The 17,215-nt window shown below is 70.9% G+C and carries 16 protein-coding genes and 1 tRNA gene; 13 read left to right on the top strand and 4 right to left on the bottom strand.

Features of this window, described 5'->3' with window-relative positions; all coding sequences use genetic code 11:
• Positions 1-26 precede the first annotated feature (26 nt).
• Both GA0115234_RS13000 and GA0115234_RS12995 read left to right on the top strand, forming a co-directional pair.
• Positions 27-473 carry an SRPBCC family protein gene (locus tag GA0115234_RS13000; RefSeq protein ID WP_093541080.1) on the top strand — a complete coding sequence of 149 codons (447 nt, stop codon included), beginning with the start codon at positions 27-29 and terminating at the stop codon, positions 471-473.
• 39 nt (positions 474-512) lie between these two features.
• Positions 513-584 (top strand) — tRNA-Val (locus tag GA0115234_RS12995).
• A gap of 84 nt (positions 585-668) precedes the next feature.
• Here GA0115234_RS12995 and GA0115234_RS12990 read toward each other — a convergent pair.
• Positions 669-1,394, bottom strand: a complete 726-nt coding sequence (locus GA0115234_RS12990; protein ID WP_093541079.1) for a 3'-5' exonuclease — start codon at positions 1,392-1,394, stop codon at positions 669-671.
• 190 nt (positions 1,395-1,584) lie between these two features.
• Between GA0115234_RS12990 and GA0115234_RS12985 the strand changes: the two genes are divergently transcribed.
• From GA0115234_RS12985 to thrS, 3 genes are all read left to right on the top strand, one after another.
• Entirely contained in the window at positions 1,585-2,151 is a 567-nt protein-coding gene (locus GA0115234_RS12985; protein ID WP_093541602.1) for a DUF4365 domain-containing protein, read from the top strand.
• On the top strand, positions 2,151-3,434 hold the full coding sequence (locus GA0115234_RS12980; RefSeq protein WP_237541315.1) for a hypothetical protein: 1,284 nt from the start codon (positions 2,151-2,153) through the stop codon (positions 3,432-3,434). The genes GA0115234_RS12985 and GA0115234_RS12980 overlap by 1 nt, the downstream gene beginning before the upstream one ends.
• Positions 3,435-3,548: 114 nt before the next feature.
• Positions 3,549-5,525: a threonine--tRNA ligase gene (gene thrS, locus GA0115234_RS12975; protein ID WP_093541078.1), complete on the top strand. Its 1,977-nt coding sequence runs from the start codon at positions 3,549-3,551 to the stop codon at positions 5,523-5,525.
• 29 nt (positions 5,526-5,554) lie between these two features.
• Here thrS and GA0115234_RS12970 read toward each other — a convergent pair whose 3' ends face one another.
• A complete protein-coding gene (locus tag GA0115234_RS12970; protein WP_093541077.1) occupies positions 5,555-6,232 on the bottom strand; it encodes a potassium channel family protein in 678 nt (225 codons plus the stop codon).
• A 66-nt stretch (positions 6,233-6,298) separates the two neighbouring features.
• Here GA0115234_RS12970 and GA0115234_RS12965 point away from each other — a divergent pair, with 66 nt between their 5' ends.
• The gene (locus GA0115234_RS12965; protein ID WP_093541076.1) at positions 6,299-6,859 is read left to right on the top strand and encodes an HIT family protein; all 561 of its coding nucleotides are present in this window, start codon (positions 6,299-6,301) and stop codon (positions 6,857-6,859) included.
• 80 nt (positions 6,860-6,939) lie between these two features.
• On the opposite strand, the gene GA0115234_RS12960 is transcribed toward GA0115234_RS12965, so the two are convergent.
• Together GA0115234_RS12960 and GA0115234_RS12955 are read right to left on the bottom strand one after the other, a co-directional pair.
• Positions 6,940-8,610, bottom strand: a complete 1,671-nt coding sequence (locus tag GA0115234_RS12960) for a hypothetical protein (protein ID WP_093541075.1) — start codon at positions 8,608-8,610, stop codon at positions 6,940-6,942.
• A 147-nt stretch (positions 8,611-8,757) separates the two neighbouring features.
• Complete coding sequence (locus GA0115234_RS12955) at positions 8,758-10,983, bottom strand: elongation factor G-like protein EF-G2 (protein ID WP_093541074.1); 2,226 nt, start codon at positions 10,981-10,983, stop codon at positions 8,758-8,760.
• 267 nt (positions 10,984-11,250) lie between these two features.
• Here GA0115234_RS12955 and pgsA point away from each other — a divergent pair, with 267 nt between their 5' ends.
• From pgsA to GA0115234_RS12920, 7 genes are all read left to right on the top strand, one after another.
• Entirely contained in the window at positions 11,251-11,922 is a 672-nt protein-coding gene (pgsA, locus tag GA0115234_RS12950; protein ID WP_093541073.1) for a phosphatidylinositol phosphate synthase, read from the top strand.
• A complete protein-coding gene (locus GA0115234_RS12945; protein ID WP_093541072.1) occupies positions 11,919-12,854 on the top strand; it encodes a phosphatidylinositol mannoside acyltransferase in 936 nt (311 codons plus the stop codon). The genes pgsA and GA0115234_RS12945 overlap by 4 nt, the downstream gene beginning before the upstream one ends.
• Positions 12,851-14,011, top strand: coding sequence for a glycosyltransferase family 4 protein (locus tag GA0115234_RS12940; RefSeq protein ID WP_093541071.1), 1,161 nt, complete (start codon positions 12,851-12,853; stop codon positions 14,009-14,011). Before GA0115234_RS12945 ends, GA0115234_RS12940 begins: the two co-directional genes overlap by 4 nt.
• Before the next feature lie 72 nt (positions 14,012-14,083).
• Positions 14,084-14,629 carry a hypothetical protein gene (locus GA0115234_RS12935; protein ID WP_093541598.1) on the top strand — a complete coding sequence of 182 codons (546 nt, stop codon included), beginning with the start codon at positions 14,084-14,086 and terminating at the stop codon, positions 14,627-14,629.
• A 169-nt stretch (positions 14,630-14,798) separates the two neighbouring features.
• Complete coding sequence (pdxS, locus tag GA0115234_RS12930; protein WP_093541070.1) at positions 14,799-15,719, top strand: pyridoxal 5'-phosphate synthase lyase subunit PdxS; 921 nt, start codon at positions 14,799-14,801, stop codon at positions 15,717-15,719.
• A 6-nt stretch (positions 15,720-15,725) separates the two neighbouring features.
• Positions 15,726-16,319, top strand: a complete 594-nt coding sequence (gene pdxT / locus GA0115234_RS12925) for a pyridoxal 5'-phosphate synthase glutaminase subunit PdxT (protein ID WP_093541069.1) — start codon at positions 15,726-15,728, stop codon at positions 16,317-16,319.
• 61 nt (positions 16,320-16,380) lie between these two features.
• Positions 16,381-17,133 (top strand): YebC/PmpR family DNA-binding transcriptional regulator, encoded by a 753-nt coding sequence (locus GA0115234_RS12920; protein WP_093541068.1) that lies wholly within the window; start codon positions 16,381-16,383, stop codon positions 17,131-17,133.
• Positions 17,134-17,215 lie beyond the last annotated feature (82 nt).

Here is a 17,215-nt window from a genome sequence, read left to right as displayed (position 1 = left end):
CGGCTGAGTACGCGCAGACTGGAGCCATGGACTGGAGCCACTACCGATTTGTGAGTATCTGGGACCTGCCCGCCCCACCCGATGCCGTGTACGGGATCCTCGAACGCGCCGAGGACTACCCGCGATGGTGGCCGCAGGTCCGCGAGGCCACCCCGGTCGACGGCACCACCGGCACGACCCGGATCCGCTCCCTCCTCCCGTACGACCTCGTCCTGACGGTCCGCGAACGCCGCCGCGACCCCCGGGCCCGGGTCATCGAGGCGACGCTCAGCGGCGACCTCGACGGCTGGGTCCGGTGGACGGTCACCTCGCACGGCGGTGGCAGCCGGGTCGTCTACGAGCAGGAGGTCAAGGTGCGCAGACGGCTGATGCGGCTCCTGGCGGTGCCCGGACGCCCGGTGTTCCGGGCCAATCACGCGCTGATGATGCGTGCCGGACGGCGGGGTCTCGCGGCCCGGCTGGCAGCGGTTTGAACCGGACCCGCCGAGCCCTGTATGGTTCAACCCGTTCCCGGGCGATTAGCTCAGTGGGAGAGCGCTTCGTTCACACCGAAGAGGTCACTGGTTCGAACCCAGTATCGCCCACCCGGGAGAGGCCGGTCCGTCAGCAGAATCGACGGACCGGCCTCTGCGTGTCCGGAACCCCCGAGGAAGCGACGGGACACCCGCTCACGCCGCGGCGGGAAGAACCGGGCGCAGCGGCCAGGCCGGATCCACCATCTCCGCCGTCCCGTTCTTCGCGAACCACGCCTGCAGCCCACGCGCCTGCGCCGCATGCCACACGGCCTGCAGGGTGTGCAGCTCCGGCGGCGTCAGCCGTTCCAGACGGGACGAGAACCGCCGCCCCACCGCGCGGACCAGCTCCAGCGAGGCCGCCGCGTCGGCCGCCGCGTCATGGGCGCCGTCGAGCACCACGCCGTAGAGTTCGCAGAGGTCGGTGAGGGTTCGCCGCCCCTTGCGGTAGCGGTCCAGATGCTTGTCGAGCACCCGCGGATCCAGCACGCACAGCGGGGAGTTCTGCAGATACGCCGCGAGCGAGGACGCGCGATGGCGCTTCAGTTCGCGGTCCAGCAGCGTCAGGTCGAACGGCGCGTTCATCACGACCAGCGGCCGCCCGGCCGCGCACTGCTCGGCCAGCGCACGGCCTATCTCCTCCACCACCGGTGCCGGCCAGCGCCCGTTGCGCTGGAGGTGATCGTCGGTCAGGCCGTGGATCTCGGTGGCCCCCACGGGCACCGGTATCCCCGGATTCACCAGCCAGCGGGTGACGCGCAGCCGCCCGCCCGCCGTGTCCTGGACGACCAGGGCGGCCGAGACGATCCGGTCCCCCTCGACGTCGACTCCTGTTGTCTCGGTGTCAAAAGCGGCCAGTGGCCCTTCGTACCAGTGCGTCATCCCCGAACTCCTCGTGCCCGAACGGCAGATGGTGTGATTCCCCTGCCCGGTTCGGTGATACCCGCGCCCTTTGCCTGATACGCCGTTTGCGGGCCGTCCGGTGCGGTGACAACACAGGTGTGGGGAGCGGAAGTTGTCCGTCACCCGCATCGGAGAACCGATCGGCACGGCCCGGAAGGCACACGCAGCCATGGCGCTCGCGCAGCCCGAACCGAGCGGGCTGCTGTCCCAGCGGATCGAACCGCTGCGCGGCACACTCGCAACCACCGCCTGCATGGAGACGCTCCAGGTGGGCTATCTGCACGCGGTCGCGGCCGCGGCGGGGTGCTCCCTGTCGCAGCCCTTCCCCGACAACGGCATCGACTGGCACGTCAGCCACGGCGCCCCCGGCCATGCCGTGGACGACGAAGTGACCATAAAGGTGCAGCTCAAATGCACCTATCAGCTCCCGCCGCACCCGCCGGGACCGACATTCGCCTTCACGCTCGACAACGCCCATCTCGTGAAGCTCGCCCGGACCCCCGTGTCCGTGCACAAGATCCTCGTCGTGATGATCGTGCCGCGCAGCCAGGACGACTGGCTGCGCGCCGGACACGACCGGCTCGACCTGCGGCACTGCTGCTACTGGACCAACCTGGCCGGCCACGCGGTGACGGGCCGGCACCGGACCACCGTGCGGATCCCGACCTCGCGCATCTTCGACGACCGGGCACTCTGCGAGATCATGACCCGCGTAGGGGCGGGAGGGAGGCCCTGATGCACCGGCCGATGGACGAATACGACGCGCACACGGACGGAGCGGTCCCGTCCGCCAGCCGCCCGCACCCCGCCGAATCCGCGGGGCCGTGGCCCGACGCCTCCCCGCCGCCCGGCGGGATCCCCGACCCCGCCCGCGTCGATCCCGCGGTCCTCGGCGCCCTGCTCGGCCGGCACGGCTGGCAGCGCCGCGGCGGGGCGGCCGGGCGATACAGCCGCTGGACCCCGCCCGGACCGCCGGCCCCGCCCGGGGGCGCGACCAGCCTCCTGGTCCCCGACACCACCGCCTTCCCCGACAGCGAGGACCTGCTCGGCGAGGCGCTGACCGCACTCGCCCGCAGCGCGGCGCCCTCCGCCCGCGAGGTCCTGGTCTCGCTCGCCGTACCCAGCGACGAGATCCGCTGGTGGCGCGAGGTCCCCGAAGAGATGGCAGGTGTGGCGGGCGCGGTCGGCTGGACCGGGGCGGAGCGGCTGCACACCGCCGCCCGGCAGATACTGCTGGCCGGAGCCCTCGCCGTACGCAAGAGCACCGGCTACCACGGCGCACGCCACCGGCGCAGGGCCCGCGCGGCGCTCGAAGGCATCCTCGTCGGGCCCGCTCCCGGCGGGCGCGAGCTCGCCGCGTTGGTGCCGGTCGCATCCGGCCGTGCCGTCGCCGTACGGCTCTACCAGGCCCTGCACGCCACCCGCGAGGCCGTGGACTACCAGCGGGCCACCGGCGGCTTCGACGCCTTCGGCACGGCCGTCGAGGCAGGCGTCAGCCGGGAACTGACCGAGGCCGTCGTCGCCCTCGTCCAGGGCTCGGAGGGGGCGCGGATCGCCCTGCAGTGGGCGCCGGCCGCCGGGACCCCCGAAGGCTGCCCGGACCGCCCCGACCCGGTGGAGTTCTCGCCGGGCGACCTGCCCGCCCTGCGCCGGGCGGGCGCCCGCTACCTCCGGGACGAACCGGCCGTGACGGTGCGGATCACCGGCGCCGTCGTCCGGATGCGCCGCTCGGCGCCGCGCGGCGCCGGGATCGTGCGGCTGCGGGTGCTGGCCGGCGCCGAGGTGCCGCACGTCCGGCTGGAGCTGGACGAGGAGGCGTACCGGATCGCCGGCCACGCCCATCTGGTGGGCTTGCCGATCCGGGTGGAGGGCAGGCTGGAGAGCCGCAGTGGCTTCCGGCGGCTGACCCGGACCTCGCACGTCGTGCCCGTGCAGGTGGACGACGCCGAGCGGGACCGGCTGATGAAGTCCCTCCAGGAGAACGTCGACCAGTTCGAGGAGGCGTGCACCGGCGAGTAGCGGGCCGGAGGCCCCGGGATCCGGCCCTTTCGCAATGGGGGCCGTCGGCTCGGTACGATTCCCCTGGCACGCGCAAGAGGAATGCGGGTGCGCCCCCTGAGTCAGGAGAGACCGGTGTCAGACGTCCGTGTGATCATCCAACGCGATTCCGAGCGGGAAGAGCGCGTGGTGACGACGGGCACTACGGCAGCCGAGCTCTTCCCCGGCGAGCGCACCGTCGTCGCCGCCCGGATCGCCGGTGAGCTGAAGGACCTCGCGTACGCCGTCGCCGACGGCGAGGTCGTCGAGCCCGTCGAGATCTCCTCCGAGGACGGCCTGAACATCCTGCGGCACTCCACCGCGCACGTGATGGCGCAGGCCGTGCAGCAGCTCTTCCCCGAGGCCAAGCTGGGCATCGGTCCGCCGGTCAAGGACGGCTTCTACTACGACTTCGACGTCGAGAAGCCGTTCACTCCCGAGGACCTCAAGGCCATCGAGAAGAAGATGCAGGAGATCCAGAAGCGCGGGCAGCGGTTCTCCCGCCGGGTCGTGACGGACGAGGCCGCCCGCGAGGAGCTGGCCGACGAGCCGTACAAGCTGGAGCTCATCGGCATCAAGGGTTCCGCGTCCTCGGACGACGGCGCGGACGTCGAGGTGGGCGGCGGCGAGCTGACCATCTACGACAACCTCGACCCGAAGACCGGCGACCTGTGCTGGAAGGACCTCTGCCGGGGTCCGCACCTGCCGACCACCCGGTTCATCCCGGCGTTCAAGCTGATGCGCAACGCCGCGGCGTACTGGCGGGGCAGCGAGAAGAACCCGATGCTCCAGCGCATCTACGGCACCGCGTGGCCCACCAAGGACGAGCTGAAGGCGCACCTGGAGTTCCTGGAGGAGGCCGCCAAGCGCGACCACCGCAAGCTCGGCAACGAGCTGGACCTCTTCTCGTTCCCGGACGAGATCGGTCCCGGCCTCGCGGTCTTCCACCCCAAGGGCGGCATCATCCGCCGGGCCATGGAGGACTACTCGCGCCGGCGTCACGAGGAGGAGGGCTACGAGTTCGTCTACTCCCCGCACGCCACCAAGGGCAAGCTCTTCGAGAAGTCCGGCCACCTGGACTGGTACGCCGACGGCATGTACCCGCCCATGCAGCTCGACGACGGGGTGGACTACTACCTCAAGCCGATGAACTGCCCGATGCACAACCTGATCTTCGACGCGCGCGGTCGCTCCTACCGTGAACTGCCGCTGCGCCTCTTCGAGTTCGGCACGGTGTACCGGTACGAGAAGTCCGGCGTGGTGCACGGTCTGACCCGCTCGCGCGGCTTCACGCAGGACGACGCGCACATCTACTGCACCAAGGAGCAGATGGCGGAGGAGCTCGACCGTACGCTCACCTTCGTCCTGAACCTGCTCCGCGACTACGGTCTGACCGACTTCTACCTGGAGCTCTCCACCAAGGACCCGGAGAAGTTCGTCGGCTCCGACGAGATCTGGGAAGAGGCCACCGAGACGCTGCGCCAGGTCGCCGAGAAGCAGGGCCTGCCGCTGGTCCCGGACCCGGGCGGCGCCGCGTTCTACGGCCCGAAGATCTCCGTGCAGTGCAAGGACGCCATCGGCCGCACCTGGCAGATGTCGACCGTGCAGCTCGACTTCAACCTGCCGGAGCGCTTCGACCTGGAGTACACCGGCCCGGACGGCACCAAGCAGCGCCCGGTCATGATCCACCGCGCCCTGTTCGGCTCCATCGAGCGCTTCTTCGCGGTGCTCCTGGAGCACTACGCGGGCGCCTTCCCGGTCTGGCTGGCCCCGGTCCAGGCGGTCGGCATCCCGATCGGCGACGCGCACATCCCGTACCTCCAGGAGTTCGCGGCCAAGGCCCGGAAGAAGGGGCTGCGGGTCGAGGTGGACGCCTCCTCCGACCGGATGCAGAAGAAGATCCGGAACCAGCAGAAGGCCAAGGTTCCCTTCATGATCATCGCGGGCGACGAGGACATGGCCAACGGCGCCGTCTCCTTCCGCTACCGCGACGGATCGCAGGAGAACGGCATCCCGGTCGAGGACGCCATCGCCAAGATCCAGAAGGCCGTCGAGGACCGCGTCCAGGTCTGACGGATACGCGACAGAAGGCCCCCGGAGAGCTACCCGCCCTCCGGGGGCCTCTTCTCGTCCTCCCGGGTGAACACCTGCAACAGCCACGACGAGAACGAACCCGTCACCGCCCCCAGCAGCCCCAGCCCGCAGACCATCAGGCCCGTGGCGACGACCCGGCCGCCCGCCGTGACCGGCACCGCGTCCCCGTACCCCACCGTCGTGAGCGTCGCGCACGCCCACCACAGCGCGTCACCGAAGGTACGGATCGTGGCGTCCGGGGCCCTGTGTTCCTGGTGGTAGACGGCCAGCGCGGCGGAGAAGCCGAGCAGCAGGGCGGTCGCGCCGGCGTAGGAGATCACGCGGGCGTACAGGCTCAGCCGCGGTCGCTCCCGGCGCCGCTGGACCGCGGTGTAGACCCGGATCAGGCGCAGCGGCCGCAGCAGCGGAAGCAGCAGCACCACCGTGTCCAGCCAGTGCACCCGGACGAAGCGGTGGCCGAGGCCGCTGAGCCGGAGCCGTACGGCGTAGTCCACCGCGAAGACCAGCCAGGTGGCGCCGACCAGCGCGAGGGCGAGGTTCCGCCAGGGCTCGGCGTCCTCGGGGGCGAGCACCCGGACCGCGTAGCCGAGCAGGAAGAGGAGGGAGGCACCGAAGAGCGGCACCTCCGTGCGCTGCTCCCAGCGCCGGAAGCGAAGCGGGGCGGAGTCGGCGGAGGGGACGCTCATCGCCTCAGCATCCCCGTACGCCGACGGGGGCGGCCCCGGCGACACGCACCCCGGGAGTGAAGCAATATGCTGATCGCCATGACGAGTGAGCCGGAGCAGCAGATCGGAGTGGGGACGCCCGACGCGTTCCAGCGCCTGTGGACGCCCCACCGGATGGCGTACATCCAGGGTGAGAACAAGCCGACCGGTCCGGAGGCCGGCGACGGCTGTCCGTTCTGCGGGATCCCGTCGAATTCGGACGAGGACGGGCTCGTCGTCGCCCGTGGCACCCATGTCTATGCCGTGCTGAATCTGTATCCGTACAACGGTGGCCATCTCATGGTGGTGCCGTACCGGCATGTCGCCGACTACACGGAGCTGGACGGCCCGGAGACCATGGAGCTGGCCGATTTCACCAAGCGGGCCATGGTGGCCCTGCGGGCGGCGTCCGGGGCGCACGGATTCAATATCGGGATGAACCAGGGCGCGGTGGCGGGGGCCGGGATCGCCGCCCATCTGCACCAGCACCTGGTGCCGCGCTGGGGCGGTGACACCAACTTCATGCCGGTGGTCGGGCACACGAAGGTGCTGCCGCAACTCCTCGCCGATACGCGCAAGATGCTGGCCGACGCCTGGCCGGTCGACTGATCCCGGCCGTAGCCTCCGCTCGTGGGCCGCCCCGGCTCGTGTTCTGCACCGGGGCGGCCTTCGTGCGTCCGGGCGCGCGGCTACGCGTCGTACAGGTCGGCCTTGCGCGGGGACGGGTCCTGGACCAGACCACTGAGGACCATCGAGCGGTTGTCGAAGCGCTCGACGTCGACGCCGTTCTCCTTGAGGACGCGCAGGGCGGCGCTGTGGACGGCGCGCAGGACGGGCGTCGCGGCGCGCATCGCGTCGTCCGCCATGAAGCGGTGACGCCACGGCTTCTCGGCCCAGGCGTGGCGCAGACCGAACGGCTCGGGCAGGGCGATCTTGCCGCCCAGGTAGTCCAGCAGCGGCGGGTACCAGGTGAACGGGGCGCGCAGGGCGAGGCGGACGACCTCGCTGGACTCCACCAGCGGCAGGGTGATGTCGCGGGTCTCCCAGAACCGGACGGTCTTGTTGACCGTCCTGGTCTTGGCCGCGGGCTTGCTGGTGAAGAGCGAGTGGACCGGACCGAGCGCGTATCCGGTGACCTCGATGCGCAGGGTCTCGTGGAGCACTGTGACCGTGATCATCATGGTGATGATCAACTGGCCTTCCCAGAGGGTGAACTGGACGCCCAGATAGTGCCGGTCGCCGCTGCCGAACTGCTGGTGGTTGCAGATCCGCTGTATCTCGTGCGGCTTGACCTGGAAGGTGGCGACGTCCTCGCCGTCGGGGCGGGAGACCGAGTCGGCGTTCTCCCCGACGGGGGACACGATCCAGTGGGTGACCGACGGGGTGGGGAACCCCCCGGTGTTCAGCGGGCCCCGCTCCAGCATCTTGAGCTGGTCGTGGATGGCCCGTATCAGGTCCCAGCTGCGGAACTGGTGGAACTCCTTGCCGGGCTCCTTGGCGACGAGTTCCTCGGCGAGCTGCCAGCTGCCCCAGCGGGTGCCCATGCCGAGGATTCCCTTGGGGCCCGCGTAGAAGACCGAGTTGGACTGCTGCTCGGCGGAGAGCTTCTCCAGGCCCTGGCGCAGCGCCTCACGGGAGGTCTCGTTGGGGTTCTTCGGCACGGCCTCGGGGATCTTGGCGATGACACCGCCGCCGGAGAGCAGCCCTTCCCAGCGGGCGCGCATGTCCTTCGCGGAGGACTCGGCGATCCGCTTGGCGATGAGCCAGCCGACGACGGGGGCGATGATCATCAGGCGGACGTAGAGAGCCAGGAATCCGTTGAGCGGCAGCTTGACCAGGAGGATCAGCGCCACGATGCCGATGATCGGGAGCAGGGCGCTGCCCAGCGTGGACAGGGCCTTGTCCTTGGTCTTGCCGAGGAGGTCGCGCAGGCGGAACGCGAGGAACCACAGCAGCATGCCGGGCAGGAAGAGGAAGCCGAACAGCGCGGTGACGGCGGTGAGCTGGGTGTCGCGGCGCTTGCGGAGACGGGTCGCGGACAGGCAGTGCTCGACGACGGTCTGCGGATCCATCCCGAAGGACTGGATGAGCGCCTTGCGGGCGCCGCCCAGCATGCGTTCCTGGACGGCGCGGGAGAACGCCTCACCGAGATTCGGCTTGAAGTAGTCGGACTTGAAGAGCTTGGAACGGCCCACCTTGACATCGGACTTGTGCCACTCGCTGTTGGCGTCAAGGATTTTCTCCACCGGGCTGTCCCGGTACGCGGCGGAGGCGAGGGCGTTCGTCGCCACCGCCTGTCCGCCGGAACCCTGGAGCGGGATCTGTGCTCCGGGAGAGAAATCGAATCCGTCGCTGGCCACTGTCGCCCCCACTCGGCGCCGAGGAACTGCTCCTGCGGCTGTTTCCCAACTGCCGTGCCCGGCACACCTTCTGAGCTGGGACCAAAGCGTATCGTCCGGATCGCCACGCCGTCCGCCCCTGTGGACAAAGACGGGTGACATGGCTGATCACGCGTCGTTCGGGTTGTTCTCCCGCTGCTCCCCGAGGCGTTCGGCGAGCTGCGGGGGCATGGCTTCGTGCCGGGCGTACGCCCGGTCGAAGCGACCGGCGCCATGGGAGAGGGAGCGCAGGTCGACCGCGTACCTGCCGATCTCCAGCTCGGGCACCTCGGCCCGTACGAGGGTGCGGCCGGGGCCGGACTGCTCGGTTCCGACCACTCTGCCGCGCCGCCCGGACAGATCGCTCATCACCGGCCCGACATAGTCGTCGGGGACCAGGACCTGGATCTCGGCGACGGGTTCGAGCAGTTGGATACGGGTCTCCGCGGCGGCTTCGCGCAGGGCCAGCGCCCCTGCGGTCTGGAACGCGGCGTCGGAGGAGTCCACCGAGTGGGACTTGCCGTCCCGCAGCGTGACGCGGACGTCGACGAGCGGGTGTCCGGCCGCGACCCCGCGGGCCGCCTGGGCGCGTACGCCCTTCTCGACGGACGGGACGAACTGGCGGGGCACCGCCCCGCCCACCACCTTGTCGACGAACTCGATGCCGGAGCCCGCGGGCAGCGGCTCCACGTCGATCTCGCAGATGGCGTACTGGCCGTGGCCGCCGGACTGCTTCACATGCCTGCCGCGCCCGGTCGACGGGGCGGCGAAGGTCTCGCGGAGCGACACCTTGTGCGGGACGGCGTCCACCTGGACGCCGTAGCGGTTGCGCAGCCGGTCCAGCGCCACGTCCTGGTGGGCCTCGCCGAGGCACCACAGAACCACCTGGTGGGTGTCCTGATTCTGTTCGAGGCGCATGGTCGGGTCCTCGGCGACCAGCCGGGAGAGCCCCTGGGAGAGCTTGTCCTCGTCCGCCTTGCTGTGCGCCTCGACGGCGAGCGGCAGCAGCGGGTCCGGAGCGGCCCAGGGGTCCATCAGCAGTGGCCGGTCCGTGCCGGACAGGGTGTCCCCGGTCTCGGCGCTGCCCAGTTTGGCGACGCAGGCCAGATCTCCCGCGATGCAGGCGGTCAGCGGGCGCTGCTGCTTGCCGAAGGGGGAGGAGAGCGCGCCGACGCGCACCTCGGTCTCGTGGAAGGGACGGCTCTCCCGGCCGTGGTCGGTGAGGCCGCGGCCGAACACATGGACGGTCTCGTCGGAACGCAGGGTGCCGGAGAAGACACGTACCAGCGAGACCCGGCCGACGTACGGGTCGGAAGCGGTCTTGACGACCTCGGCGACCAGCGGGCCGTCCGGATCGCAGCTCAGCTCGGGCAGCGACGCCCCGTGCAGGGGGGTGACACCGGGGAGCGGGCGCTCCAGCGGCGTCGGGAAGCCACGGGTGACCAGGTCGAGGAGCTCGACGGTCCCGATGCCCTGGCGGGCGCCCGCGGCGGCCGGGGCCGCGGCCAGGACGGGGTGGAAGGTGCCCCGGGCGACGGCGCGCTCCAGATCGTCGACGAGTGTCCCGACCTCGACCTCGGCCCCGCCGAGGTAGCGGTCCATCAGGGTCTCGTCCTCGCTCTCGGCGATGATCCCCTCGATGAGCCGGTCGCGGGCCTCCCGGAGCGCCGTCCGCCGGTCCTCCCGGGGCGGGTTCTCCTGCCGCTCGCCCGAGGAGTAGTCGAAGACCCGCTCGGTGAGGAGCCCGGTGAGCCCGGTGAGCGGGGCGTGGCCGTCGGCGCCCTCGGGGCCGTGGACGGGGAGGTAGAGCGGGAGCACGGCGTCGGGGTCGTCGCCGCCGAAGATCTCACCGCAGATCCGGGTCATCTCGTCGAACGAGGTGCGTGCCGTGTCCAGGTGGGTGACGACGATGGCACGCGGCATGCCGACGGCCGCGCACTCCTCCCACACGGCCCGGGTGGTCCCCGCCACCGCGTCGGCCTCCTGGGCCGCGGACACCACGAACAGGGCCGCGTCCGCCGCCCGCAGCCCGGCCCTGAGCTCCCCGACGAAATCGGCGTATCCGGGGGTGTCCAGCAGATTGATCCGGTACCCGCCCCATTCGACGGGGACCAGGGAGAGCTGTACGGAACGCTGCTGGCGGTGCTCGATCTCGTCGTAGTCGGAGACGGTGGCGCCGTCCTCGACCCGGCCGGCCCGGTTGACCGCGCCCGCGGTCTGTGCGAGGGCCTCGACGAGCGTGGTCTTTCCGGAGCCGCTGTGGCCGACCAGCACCACATTCCGTACGGATGAGGGCCGGTCGGCCGTCGCTGCCCTGCCGGCGGCCCCGGTGTGTGCGTGTGTCCTGTCGCCCATGATGCGTGCCTCCCGGGTAGTGGCGCGGATTCGGAAGAAATACCGACGCGAAGTGGGGGAGAGATGCACGGGAACCGGGGAGCCGCCACGGCGGCTACGACGACGCCCGCGGTAATTCGAGCTTTCCACTCGGGCCGGGCCGCGTCCATACAAGGCACCGCGCCGCGCGAGGCCGGGTGCCCGGACGGTGGAGTCCGGCGGGCGTGACTACGATGGGCCAGCCGGTGGCCGAAGGGGCCGCTCGGCCCACCGACCCTCGGGAAGGCCATGCTGAACAAGTACGCGCGTGCATTTTTTACGCGTGTCCTCACACCGTTCGCCGCGCTGCTGCTCCGTCTCGGCGTGAGCCCGGACGCGGTCACTCTGATCGGTACGGCCGGGGTGATGGCAGGTGCGCTGGTCTTCTTCCCCAGGGGGGAGTTCTTCTGGGGCACGATCGTCATCACGATCTTCGTCTTCTCCGACCTCGTCGACGGAAACATGGCCCGGCAGGCCGGTATCTCCAGCCGCTGGGGCGCGTTCCTGGACTCGACCCTGGACCGGGTCGCCGACGGGGCGATCTTCGGCGGCTTCGCGCTCTGGTACGCGGGCAGGGGCGACGACAACGTGCTCTGCGCCGTCGCGATCTTCTGCCTGGCCAGCGGCCAGGTGGTCTCGTACACGAAGGCGCGTGGCGAGTCGATCGGGCTGCCGGTCGCGGTCAACGGTCTCGTGGAGCGCGCCGAGCGGCTGGTGATCTCGCTGGTCGCGGCCGGGTTGGCGGGTCTGCACAAGTTCGGTGTCCCCGGGATCCAGGTCCTGCTGCCGATCGCGCTGTGGATCGTCGCCGTGGGCAGCCTGATCACGCTCGTTCAGCGGGTCGTGACCGTGCGCCGCGAGTCCGCGGAGGCCGACGCGGCCGAGGCCGCCGCAGGGCCGGGGAGCGGGACCGCCCGGTGAGCGACGACCCCGGGGCCGCCCGGCCCGGCCTGCGGGACCGGCTGACCGACGGGCTGTACGGGCTCGGCTGGACCGCCGTCAAGAAGCTCCCCGAGCCGGTCGCCCGGACGCTCTTCCGGACCATCGCCGACCAGGCGTGGAAGCGGCGCGGCAAGAGCGTGCTGCGGCTGGAGTCGAATCTGGCCCGGGTCGTGCCCGACGCGTCACCGGCCCGGCTGGCCGAGCTCTCCAGGGCCGGGATGCGCTCGTACATGCGGTACTGGATGGAGTCCTTCCGGCTGCCCACCTGGAGCCCGGCGCGGATCAAGGCGTCCATAGAGGTGACCGACGCGCACCGGCTGACCGACGCCCTCGGCACCGGCCGCGGCGTCGTCCTCGCCCTGCCGCACCTGGCCAACTGGGACCTGGCGGGAGCCTGGGTCACCACCGACCTCAAGGTGCCCTTCACCACGGTCGCCGAGCGGCTCAAGCCCGAGACGCTGTACGACCGGTTCGTGGCCTACCGCGAGGGACTGGGCATGGAGGTCCTGCCGCACAGCGGCGGCGCCGCCTTCGGCACCCTGGCGCGGCGGCTGCGGGCGGGCGGGCTGGTCTGTCTGGTCGCCGACCGCGATCTGTCCGCCTCCGGCGTCGAGGTGACCTTCTTCGGCGACACCGCGCGGATGCCCGCCGGGCCCGCGCTGCTGGCCCAGCAGACCGGGGCGCTGCTGCTGCCCGTGACGCTCGGCTACGACGACACGCCCGTGATGAAGGCGCGGATCCATCCGCCGGTCGAGACGCCCGGGTCAGGCAGCCGCACGGAGAAGACGTCCTCCATGACACAGGCGCTGGCCGACGCCTTCGCCGTCGGGATCGCCGACCATCCGGAGGACTGGCACATGCTGCAACGGCTCTGGCTCGCCGACCTGGAGACCCGGGAGGACCCGACGTGAAGATCGGCATCGTCTGCCCGTACTCCTGGGACGTGCCGGGCGGCGTGCAGTTCCACATCCGCGACCTGGCCGAGCACCTGATCCGGCTGGGGCACCAGGTGTCGGTGCTGGCGCCCGCCGACGACGAGACCCCGCTGCCGCCGTACGTGGTGTCGGCGGGCCGGGCCGTGCCCGTCCCGTACAACGGCTCCGTCGCCCGGCTGAACTTCGGCTTCCTCTCGGCCGCCCGGGTGCGCCGCTGGCTGCACGACGGCACCTTCGACGTGATCCACATCCACGAGCCGACCTCGCCCTCGCTGGGGCTGCTCGCCTGCTGGGCCGCGCAGGGGCCGATCGTCGCCACGTTCCACACCTCCAACCCACGCTCCCGGGCCATGATCGCGGCGTACCCGATCCTCCAGCCGGCCCTGGAGAAGATCAGCGCGCGCATCGCGGTGAGCGAGTACGCCCGGCGCACCCTGGTCGAGCACCTGGGCGGCGACGCGGTCGTCATCCCGAACGGGGTCGACGTCGGCTTCTTCGACAGGGCCGAGCCCAGGCCCGAATGGCAGGGCGGCACGATCGGCTTCATCGGGCGCATCGACGAGCCGCGCAAGGGCCTGCCGGTCCTGATGAGGGCGCTGCCCGCGATCCTCGCCGCCCGCCCGGACACCAGGCTGCTGGTCGCCGGCCGGGGCGACGAGGAGGAGGCCGTCGCCTCGCTGCCTGCGGCGATGCGCGAGCGGGTCGAGTTCCTCGGCATGGTGAGCGACGAGGACAAGGCACGGCTGCTGCGCAGCGTGGACGTGTACGTCGCGCCCAATACCGGCGGCGAGAGCTTCGGGATCATCCTGGTCGAGGCGATGTCGGCCGGTGCCCCGGTCCTCGCCAGCGATCTGGACGCGTTCGCCCAGGTGCTCGACCAGGGCGCTGCGGGCGAACTCTTCGCCAACGAGGACGCGGACGCGCTGGCGGCGGCGGCGATCCGGCTGCTCGGCGACCCGGAGCGGCGCGCGGAGCTGCGCGAGCGGGGTACCGCGCACGTGCGGCGGTTCGACTGGTCGACGGTCGGGGCGGACATCCTCGCGGTGTACGAGACGGTGACGGACGGCGCGGCCTCGGTGGCCGCCGACGAACGCACCGGCCTGCGCGCCCGGTTCGGGCTGGCCCGGGAATAGGTCCGGTCCGCGCGCCCCCGCGCTGGCCCGGAAGGCCCCGCCGCCCGCGCCTCGGCGGTAGCCTTGCCGCCCGTGATCGAAACCCTCATCTGGATCGCCGTCGCGGTCGTCGCGATCGGTATGTACCTCAGTTGGACCGCCGGCCGCCTGGACCGGCTGCACACCCGCATCGACGCCGCGCGGGCCGCCCTCGACGCGCAGCTGCTGCGCCGTGCGTCGGTCACCCAGGAGCTGGCCACGTCCGGTGTCCTCGACCCGGCCGCCTCCATCGTCCTGTACGAGGCCGCGCACGCCGCCCGGCAGGCCGAGGAGGAGCACCGCGAGGTCGCCGAGAGCGAGCTGAGCGCGGCGCTGCGGGCGGTCTTCGGCGAGACGGCACAGGTGGAGGCGGTGAAGGAGATCCCCGGCGGTGAGGAGGCGGCGTCCGAACTCGCCGCCGCCGCACGCCGTGTCCCGATGGCCCGGCGGTTCCACAACGACGCGGTGCGCGCGGCCCGCGCGCTGCGCCGGCACCGCAAGGTGCGGTGGTTCCGGCTGGCCGGGCACGCCCCGTTCCCACTGGCCTTCGAGATGGACGACGAGCCCCCGGTGGCCCTGGCGGACCGTCCCGTCAGCTGACCGGACGGCCGCATGCGTACGTGACGGGGGCCACATCCCTTCGCGTACGCGTTCAAAACGATCCACCGGCCTGTCATTGGCCCTTGCAGTGGACTGGTCCCGGAGAGTTTGCTCGGCACTGCACCAACCAGCGCTTTTCAGCAACTTTTTCTCCGAGTGAGGTCGATCCATGTCCACGCTTCCCACCACTCCGCAGTCCGCAGACTCCCCGGCCACCGGCACCGCGCGCGTCAAGCGCGGCATGGCCGAGCAGCTCAAGGGCGGCGTGATCATGGACGTCGTCGACGCCGAGCAGGCGAAGATCGCCGAGGACGCGGGCGCCGTGGCCGTCATGGCGCTGGAGCGGGTGCCGGCCGACATCCGCAAGGACGGCGGCGTGGCCCGGATGTCGGATCCGAACATGATCGAGGAGATCATCGAGGCCGTCTCCATCCCGGTGATGGCGAAGTCCCGCATCGGCCACTTCGTCGAGGCGCAGGTCCTCCAGTCCCTCGGCGTCGACTACATCGACGAGTCCGAGGTCCTCACCCCGGCCGACGAGGTCAACCACAGCGACAAGTTCGCCTTCACCACCCCGTTCGTCTGCGGCGCCACCAACCTGGGCGAGGCGCTGCGCCGGATCGCCGAGGGCGCCGCCATGATCCGCTCGAAGGGCGAGGCCGGCACCGGCAACGTCGTCGAGGCGGTCCGCCACCTGCGCCAGATCAAGAACGAGATCGCCCGGCTGCGCGGCTACGACAACAACGAGCTGTACGCCGCCGCCAAGGAGCTCCGCGCCCCGTACGAGCTGGTCAGGGAGGTCGCGGAGCTCGGCAAGCTGCCCGTCGTGCTGTTCTCCGCGGGTGGTGTCGCCACCCCCGCCGACGCCGCGCTGATGCGTCAGCTCGGCGCCGAGGGCGTCTTCGTCGGCTCCGGGATCTTCAAGTCCGGGGACCCGGCCAAGCGCGCCGCCGCGATCGTGAAGGCCACCACCTTCTACGACGACCCGAAGATCATCGCGGACGCCTCCCGCAACCTGGGCGAGGCCATGGTCGGCATCAACTGCGACACCCTGCCCGAGGCCGAGCGCTACGCCAACCGTGGCTGGTAGTCACCGATGAGCGACACCCCTGTGATCGGAGTCCTGGCCCTCCAGGGCGACGTCCGGGAACACCTGATCGCCCTGGCCTCGGCCGACGCCCTGGCCAGGCCGGTCCGGCGTCCCGAGGAACTCGCCGAGGTCGACGGCCTGGTCATCCCCGGTGGCGAGTCCACCACGATGTCCAAGCTGGCTGCCCTCTTCGGCCTGCTGGAACCGCTGCGCGAGCGGGTACGTGACGGGATGCCCGTCTACGGCACCTGCGCCGGAATGATCCTGCTCGCCGACAAGATCCTCGACCCGCGCTCGGGCCAGGAGACGGTCGGCGGGATCGACATGATCGTGCGCCGCAACGCCTTCGGGCGACAGAACGAGTCCTTCGAGGCGGCGGTCGAGGTCGCCGGTGTCGAGGGCGGCCCCGTGGAGGGTGTGTTCATCCGCGCCCCCTGGGTGGAATCGGTCGGCGCGCAGGCCAGGGTCGTGGCGGAGCACGGCGGCCACATCGTCGCCGTACGTCAGGGAAACGCCCTGGCTACGTCGTTCCACCCGGAATTGACCGGCGACCACCGTGTTCACGCGCTGTTCGTGGACATGGTGCGCGCAGTCGGCTGACTCGATCCCGGTAGGATCTCTCGGGTTCGAATCGTTTTTGGTGACGCGAAGGAGAAGGCAGATGTCCGGCCACTCTAAATGGGCTACGACGAAGCACAAGAAGGCCGTGATTGACGCCAAGCGCGGCAAGCTCTTCGCGAAGCTGATCAAGAACATCGAGGTCGCGGCCCGCACCGGCGGTGTGGACCCCGAGGGAAACCCGACCCTCGTGGACGCGATCCAGAAGGCGAAGAAGAGCTCCGTACCGAACAAGAACATCGACTCCGCGGTCAAGCGCGGTGGCGGTCTCGAAGCGGGCGGTGTCGACTACCAGACGATCATGTACGAGGGCTACGGTCCCAACGGTGTCGCGGTGCTCATCGAGTGCCTCACCGACAACCGCAACCGTGCCGCGTCCGACGTACGGGTCGCGATGACGCGCAACGGGGGCTCGATGGCCGACCCGGGTTCGGTCTCGTACCTCTTCAACCGCAAGGGCGTCGTCATCGTCCCCAAGGGCGAGCTGTCCGAGGACGACGTCCTGGGTGCCGTGCTCGACGCGGGCGCCGAGGAGGTCAACGACCTCGGTGACACGTACGAGGTCGTCAGCGAGGCCACCGACATGGTCGCGGTCCGCACCGCGCTCCAGGAGGCCGGCATCGACTACGACTCCGCCGAGGCCAACTTCCTGCCCACCATGCAGGTCGAGCTGGACGAGGAGGGCGCGCGCAAGATCTTCAAGCTGATCGACGCGCTGGAGGACAGCGACGACGTGCAGAACGTCTTCGCCAACTTCGACGTCTCGGACGAGGTCATGGAGAAGGTCGACGCCTGAGCCGCGCTCAGCGCAGTCTTCACGGACGGGCCGACGGGGACACACCCCGTCGGCCCGTCGCATTGTCAGTGCGAGCCGATAG

The organism is Streptomyces sp. DvalAA-43, from assembly GCF_900091725.1.
Taxonomy (GTDB): domain Bacteria; phylum Actinomycetota; class Actinomycetes; order Streptomycetales; family Streptomycetaceae; genus Streptomyces; species Streptomyces pulveraceus.
Note: the sequence above shows the minus strand (reverse complement) of the source record. Positions and strands in the feature narration are given on the sequence as shown.

What these genes read in the sequence shown, in the direction of transcription:
- GA0115234_RS13000 (WP_093541080.1), top strand. Translation starts at nt 27, where the DNA reads ATGGACTGGAGCCACTACCGATTTGTGAGTATCTGGGACCTGCCCGCC.
- GA0115234_RS12990 (WP_093541079.1), bottom strand. Translation starts at nt 1,394, where the DNA reads ATGACGCACTGGTACGAAGGGCCACTGGCCGCTTTTGACACCGAGACA.
- GA0115234_RS12985 (WP_093541602.1), top strand. Translation starts at nt 1,585, where the DNA reads ATGGCGCTCGCGCAGCCCGAACCGAGCGGGCTGCTGTCCCAGCGGATC.
- GA0115234_RS12980 (WP_237541315.1), top strand. Translation starts at nt 2,151, where the DNA reads ATGCACCGGCCGATGGACGAATACGACGCGCACACGGACGGAGCGGTC.
- GA0115234_RS12970 (WP_093541077.1), bottom strand. Translation starts at nt 6,232, where the DNA reads ATGAGCGTCCCCTCCGCCGACTCCGCCCCGCTTCGCTTCCGGCGCTGG.
- GA0115234_RS12965 (WP_093541076.1), top strand. Translation starts at nt 6,299, where the DNA reads ATGCTGATCGCCATGACGAGTGAGCCGGAGCAGCAGATCGGAGTGGGG.
- GA0115234_RS12955 (WP_093541074.1), bottom strand. Translation starts at nt 10,983, where the DNA reads ATGGGCGACAGGACACACGCACACACCGGGGCCGCCGGCAGGGCAGCG.
- pgsA (WP_093541073.1), top strand. Translation starts at nt 11,251, where the DNA reads ATGCTGAACAAGTACGCGCGTGCATTTTTTACGCGTGTCCTCACACCG.
- pdxS (WP_093541070.1), top strand. Translation starts at nt 14,799, where the DNA reads ATGTCCACGCTTCCCACCACTCCGCAGTCCGCAGACTCCCCGGCCACC.
- pdxT (WP_093541069.1), top strand. Translation starts at nt 15,726, where the DNA reads ATGAGCGACACCCCTGTGATCGGAGTCCTGGCCCTCCAGGGCGACGTC.
- GA0115234_RS12920 (WP_093541068.1), top strand. Translation starts at nt 16,381, where the DNA reads ATGTCCGGCCACTCTAAATGGGCTACGACGAAGCACAAGAAGGCCGTG.